Here is a 5,689-nt window from a genome sequence, read left to right as displayed (position 1 = left end):
CACGTATCGCGACGGCTGTTGTGAGGGGGCCGGAACCGTGACCGACCAGTGGCCTCTAATGAGGCTGGCGGGGGTGACGGCGTGGCGTTGGGCCGCAGGTGTGTGCGCGTTTTTTTCGCCCCAATGCAAAAACCCCCAGCTTTCGCTGAGGGTTTCTACGGGTTTGATGCCTGGCAGTTCCCTACTCTCACATGGGGAGACCCCACACTACCATCGGCGCTACGGCGTTTCACTGCTGAGTTCGGCATGGGGTCAGGTGGGACCACCGCGCTATCGCCGCCAGGCAAATTCTGTTTCATTCCAGCCGTTACACACTCTCTCCGTGCAACCACCAGAACCAATCTTTGAACAAGCTGAATCGTCTCTCTAAAAACACCTTCGGTGTTGTAAGGTTAAGCCTCTCGGGTCATTAGTACTGGTTAGCTCAACGTATCGCTACGCTTACACACCCAGCCTATCTACGTCGTCGTCTTCAACGGCCCTTCAGGGGACTCGAAGNCCCAGGGAAGACTCATCTCGGGGCAAGTTTCCCGCTTAGATGCTTTCAGCGGTTATCTCTTCCGCACTTAGCTACCGGGCAATGCGATTGGCATCACAACCCGAACACCAGTGGTGCGTTCACTCCGGTCCTCTCGTACTAGGAGCAACCCCCCTCAATCTTCCAACGCCCACGGCAGATAGGGACCGAACTGTCTCACGACGTTCTAAACCCAGCTCGCGTACCACTTTAAACGGCGAACAGCCGTACCCTTGGGACCTACTTCAGCCCCAGGATGTGATGAGCCGACATCGAGGTGCCAAACACCGCCGTCGATATGAACTCTTGGGCGGTATCAGCCTGTTATCCCCGGAGTACTTTTTATCCGTTGAGCGATGGCCCTTCCATTCAGAACCACCGGATCACTAAGACCTGCTTTCGCACCTGCTCGAGCCGTCACTCTCGCAGTCAAGCTAGCTTATGCCTTTGCACTAACCTCCTGATGTCCGACCAGGATTAGCTAACCTTCGTGCTCCTCCGTTACTCTTTGGGAGGAGACCGCCCCAGTCAAACTACCCACCAGACACTGTCCTCAACCCCGATTAGGGGCCCACGTTAGAACATCAAACATTAAAGGGTGGTATTTCAAGGTTGGCTCCATGCAGACTGGCGTCCACACTTCAAANCCTCCCACCTATCCTACACATCAAGGCTCAAGGTTCAGTGTCAAGCTATAGTAAAGGTTCACGGGGTCTTTCCGTCTTGCCGCGGGTACACTGCATCTTCACAGCGAGTTCAATTTCACTGAGTCTCGGGTGGAGACAGCCTGGCCATCATTACGCCATTCGTGCAGGTCGGAACTTNCCCGACAAGGAATTTCGCTNCCTTAGGNCCGTTATAGTTACGGCCGCCGTTTACCGGGGCTTCGATCAAGAGCTTCGCCTTGCGGCTGACCCCATCAATTAACCTTCCGGCACCGGGCAGGCGTCACACCGTATACGTCCACTTTCGTGTTTGCACAGTGCTGTGTTTTTATTAAACAGTTGCAGCCAGCTGGTATCTGCGACTGGTATCAGCTCCGGGAGCAAGTCCCTTCACCAACGCCAGCGTGCCTTCTCCCGAAGTTACGGCACCATTTTGCCTAGTTCCTTCACCCGAGTTCTCTCAAGCGCCTTGGTATTCTCTACCTGACCTCCTGTGTCGGTTTGGGGTACGATTTCGTGTTACCTGGAGCTTAGAGGCTTTTCCTGGAAGCTTGGCATCGGTCACTTCATCACCGTAGTGACTCGTCATCACGCCTCAGTGTTAATGATGTTCCGGATTTACCAAAAACATCCACCTACACGCTTAAACCGGGACAACCGTCGCCCGGATAACCTAGCCTTCTCCGTCCCCCCTTCGCAGTAACACCAAGTACAGGAATATTAACCTGTTTCCCATCGACTACGCCTTTCGGCCTCGCCTTAGGGGTCGACTCACCCTGCCCCGATTAACGTTGGACAGGAACCCTTGGTCTTCCGGCGTGCGGGTTTTTCACCCGCATTATCGTTACTTATGTCAGCATTCGCACTTCTGATACCTCCAGCAACCCTCACAGGTCACCTTCGCAGGCTTACAGAACGCTCCCCTACCCAACAACACCTAAGTGTCGCTGCCGCAGCTTCGGTGCATGGTNTAGCCCCGTTACATCTTCCGCGCAGGCCGACTCGACCAGTGAGCTATTACGCTTTCTTTAAATGATGGCTGCTTCTAAGCCAACATCCTGGCTGTCTGGGCCTTCCCACATCGTTTCCCACTTAACCATGACTTTGGGACCTTAGCTGGCGGTCTGGGTTGTTTCCCTCTTCACGACGGACGTTAGCACCCGCCGTGTGTCTCCCGTGATAACATTCTTCGGTATTCGCAGTTTGCATCGAGTTGGTAAGCCGGGATGGCCCCCTAGTCGAAACAGTGCTCTACCCCCGAAGATGAATTCACGAGGCGCTACCTAAATAGCTTTCGGGGAGAACCAGCTATCTCCCGGTTTGATTGGCCTTTCACCCCCAGCCACAAGTCATCCGCTAATTTTTCAACATTAGTCGGTTCGGTCCTCCAGTTAGTGTTACCCAACCTTCAACCTGCCCATGGCTAGATCACCGGGTTTCGGGTCTATACCCTGCAACTTAACGCCCAGTTAAGACTCGGTTTCCCTGCGGCTCCCCTATTCGGTTAACCTTGCTACAGAATATAAGTCGCTGACCCATTATACAAAAGGTACGCAGTCACCCTGATAAATCAAGGCTCCCACTGCTTGTACGTACACGGTTTCAGGTTCTATTTCACTCCCCTCGCCGGGGTTCTTTTCGCCTTTCCCTCACGGTACTGGTTCACTATCGGTCAGTCAGGAGTATTTAGCCTTGGAGGATGGTCCCCCCATATTCAGACAGGATAACACGTGTCCCGCCCTACTCATCGAACTCACAATCCATGCCTCTTCGTGTACGGGACTATCACCCTCTGTCGTGCGACTTTCCAGACGCTTCCACTAAGACACAAACTGATTCAGGTTCTGGGCTCCTCCCCGTTCGCTCGCCGCTACTAGGGGAATCTCGGTTGATTTCTTTTCCTCGGGGTACTGAGATGTTTCAGTTCCCCCGGTTCGCCTCGCAACACTATGTATTCATGTTGCGATAGTGCAACGGATTGCACTGGGTTTCCCCATTCGGGTATCGTCGGGTATAACGGTTCATATCACCTTGCCGACGCTTTTCGCAGATTAGCACGCCCTTCATCGCCTCTGACTGCCTAGGCATCCACCGTGTACGCTTAGTCACTTAACCTCACAACCCGAAGGTGTCTCGTAAGACACGCTTCACGCTGCGATTATTTGAGAGACTCTGATACAACAAAATCACATCTCAGTACTGCACGGAGAGATATGTTCAGCTGCATCGTTTCAAATTTCAGCTTGTTCCAGATTGTTAAAGAGCAATATCTTAAACACGACTCGTTAAAGTCATCTTTAAGATATTCAGGTGATAATGCCTTTCACTCATTATCGGTATGGCGTCCCCAAGGGGATTCGAACCCCTGTTACCGCCGTGAAAGGGCGGTGTCCTAGGCCTCTAGACGATGGGGACACGAAATCCGACTCAGCCTCCCGGCTCAATCGTTCCGCATCAGCATGAGTCAGAGACTCATCATCAACAGGTGCGCTTTTGCTCTTGCTTTTTCATCAGACAATCTGTGTGAGCACTTCACTAGCACTTCACTTTGGTAAGGAGGTGATCCAACCGCAGGTTCCCCTACGGTTACCTTGTTACGACTTCACCCCAGTCATGAATCACAAAGTGGTAAGCGCCCTCCCGAAGGTTAAGCTNCCTACTTCTTTTGCAACCCACTCCCATGGTGTGACGGGCGGTGTGTACAAGGCCCGGGAACGTATTCACCGTAGCATTCTGATCTACGATTACTAGCGATTCCGACTTCATGGAGTCGAGTTGCAGACTCCAATCCGGACTACGACGCACTTTATGAGGTCCGCTTACTCTCGCAAGTTCGCTTCTCTTTGTATGCGCCATTGTAGCACGTGTGTAGCCCTACTCGTAAGGGCCATGATGACTTGACGTCATCCCCACCTTCCTCCGGTTTATCACCGGCAGTCTCCTTTGAGTTCCCGACCGAATCGCTGGCAACAAAGGATAAGGGTTGCGCTCGTTGCGGGACTTAACCCAACATTTCACAACACGAGCTGACGACAGCCATGCAGCACCTGTCTCAGAGTTCCCGAAGGCACTAAAGCATCTCTGCTAAATTCTCTGGATGTCAAGAGTAGGTAAGGTTCTTCGCGTTGCATCGAATTAAACCACATGCTCCACCGCTTGTGCGGGCCCCCGTCAATTCATTTGAGTTTTAACCTTGCGGCCGTACTCCCCAGGCGGTCGACTTAACGCGTTAGCTCCGGAAGCCACAGTTCAAGACCGCAACCTCCAAGTCGACATCGTTTACAGCGTGGACTACCAGGGTATCTAATCATGTTTGCTCCCCACGCTTTCGCACCTGAGCGTCAGTCTTTGTCCAGGGGGCCGCCTTCGCCACCGGTATTCCTCCAGATCTCTACGCATTTCACCGCTACACCTGGAATTCTACCCCCCTCTACAAGACTCTAGCTTGCCAGTTTCAAATGCAGTTCCCAAGTTAAGCTCGGGGATTTCACATCTGACTTAACAAACCGCCTGCGTGCGCTTTACGCCCAGTCATTCCGATTAACGCTTGCACCCTCCGTATTACCGCGGCTGCTGGCACGGAGTTAGCCGGTGCTTCTTCTGCGGGTAACGTCAATCAGTGAACGTATTAAGTTCACTGCCTTCCTCCCCGCTGAAAGTACTTTACAACCCGAAGGCCTTCTTCATACACGCGGCATGGCTGCATCAGGGTTTCCCCCATTGTGCAATATTCCCCACTGCTGCCTCCCGTAGGAGTCTGGACCGTGTCTCAGTTCCAGTGTGGCTGGTCATCCTCTCAGACCAGCTAGAGATCGTCGCCTAGGTGGGCCTTTACCCCGCCTACTAGCTAATCCCATCTGGGTTCATCCGATGGTGTGAGGCCCGAAGGTCCCCCACTTTGGTCTTGCGACGTTATGCGGTATTAGCTACCGTTTCCAGTAGTTATCCCCCTCCATCGGGCAGATCCCCAGACATTACTCACCCGTCCGCCGCTCGCCGGCAAGGAAGCAAGCTTCCTTCCGCTGCCGCTCGNCTTGCATGTGTTAGGCCTGCCGCCAGCGTTCAATCTGAGCCATGATCAAACTCTTCAANTAAAAGCTTGATTTGCTAAGTTAATAGCGATGCTCAAAGAATTTACTGTTTATTCGTAATGAATTAACTGTTGTTCACTCTTCAAGACTTTTTCGTATCTAGTTGCGATAGTGTCTTGTGAGTGCCCACACAGATTGTCTGATTAAATTTTTAAAGAGCGTTTCGTTACCGCCGTGGCGACTAACGTAAGGCCGCGTATATTACGCTTACCTCATTCAGAGTCAACGACTTTCTTCGTTTTTCTCCGACTGTCACCGCGTTGCGTTGTCCGCTGTGCCGTGTCAGTGGGAGCGCATTATAGGGAGTTATTTCGGGCTGACAAGCGTTAATATGAAAAATATTATCGAGTGGATTCTTTTTGCCCAAAGCGGATGTAAAACCAGCGATTTACCGCTATATCGTCTATAAATCACGC

General features: G+C 52.4%; 1 tRNA gene and 3 rRNA genes. All 4 read right to left on the bottom strand.

Annotated elements, in window-relative coordinates:
* Positions 1 to 168: 168 nt before the first annotated feature.
* A 5S ribosomal RNA gene (gene rrf / locus SB13_RS16925) occupies positions 169 to 284 on the bottom strand.
* A gap of 104 nt (positions 285 to 388) precedes the next feature.
* Positions 389 to 3,297 (bottom strand): 23S ribosomal RNA (locus SB13_RS16920).
* A 224-nt stretch (positions 3,298 to 3,521) separates the two neighbouring features.
* Positions 3,522 to 3,597: transfer RNA gene (locus SB13_RS16915), tRNA-Glu, on the bottom strand.
* Between the two features lie 137 nt (positions 3,598 to 3,734).
* Positions 3,735 to 5,276: ribosomal RNA gene (locus SB13_RS16910) — 16S ribosomal RNA — on the bottom strand.
* Together the 16S, 23S and 5S rRNA genes with 1 tRNA gene alongside form the textbook arrangement of a ribosomal RNA operon.
* Positions 5,277 to 5,689 lie beyond the last annotated feature (413 nt).

Origin of the sequence: Lonsdalea quercina subsp. quercina (assembly GCF_000688695.1) — a bacterium.
In the GTDB taxonomy this organism is placed as follows: domain Bacteria; phylum Pseudomonadota; class Gammaproteobacteria; order Enterobacterales; family Enterobacteriaceae; genus Lonsdalea; species Lonsdalea quercina_D.
The sequence above is the reverse complement of the archived record's forward strand: the minus strand, read 5'-3'. Positions and strand labels throughout refer to the sequence as shown.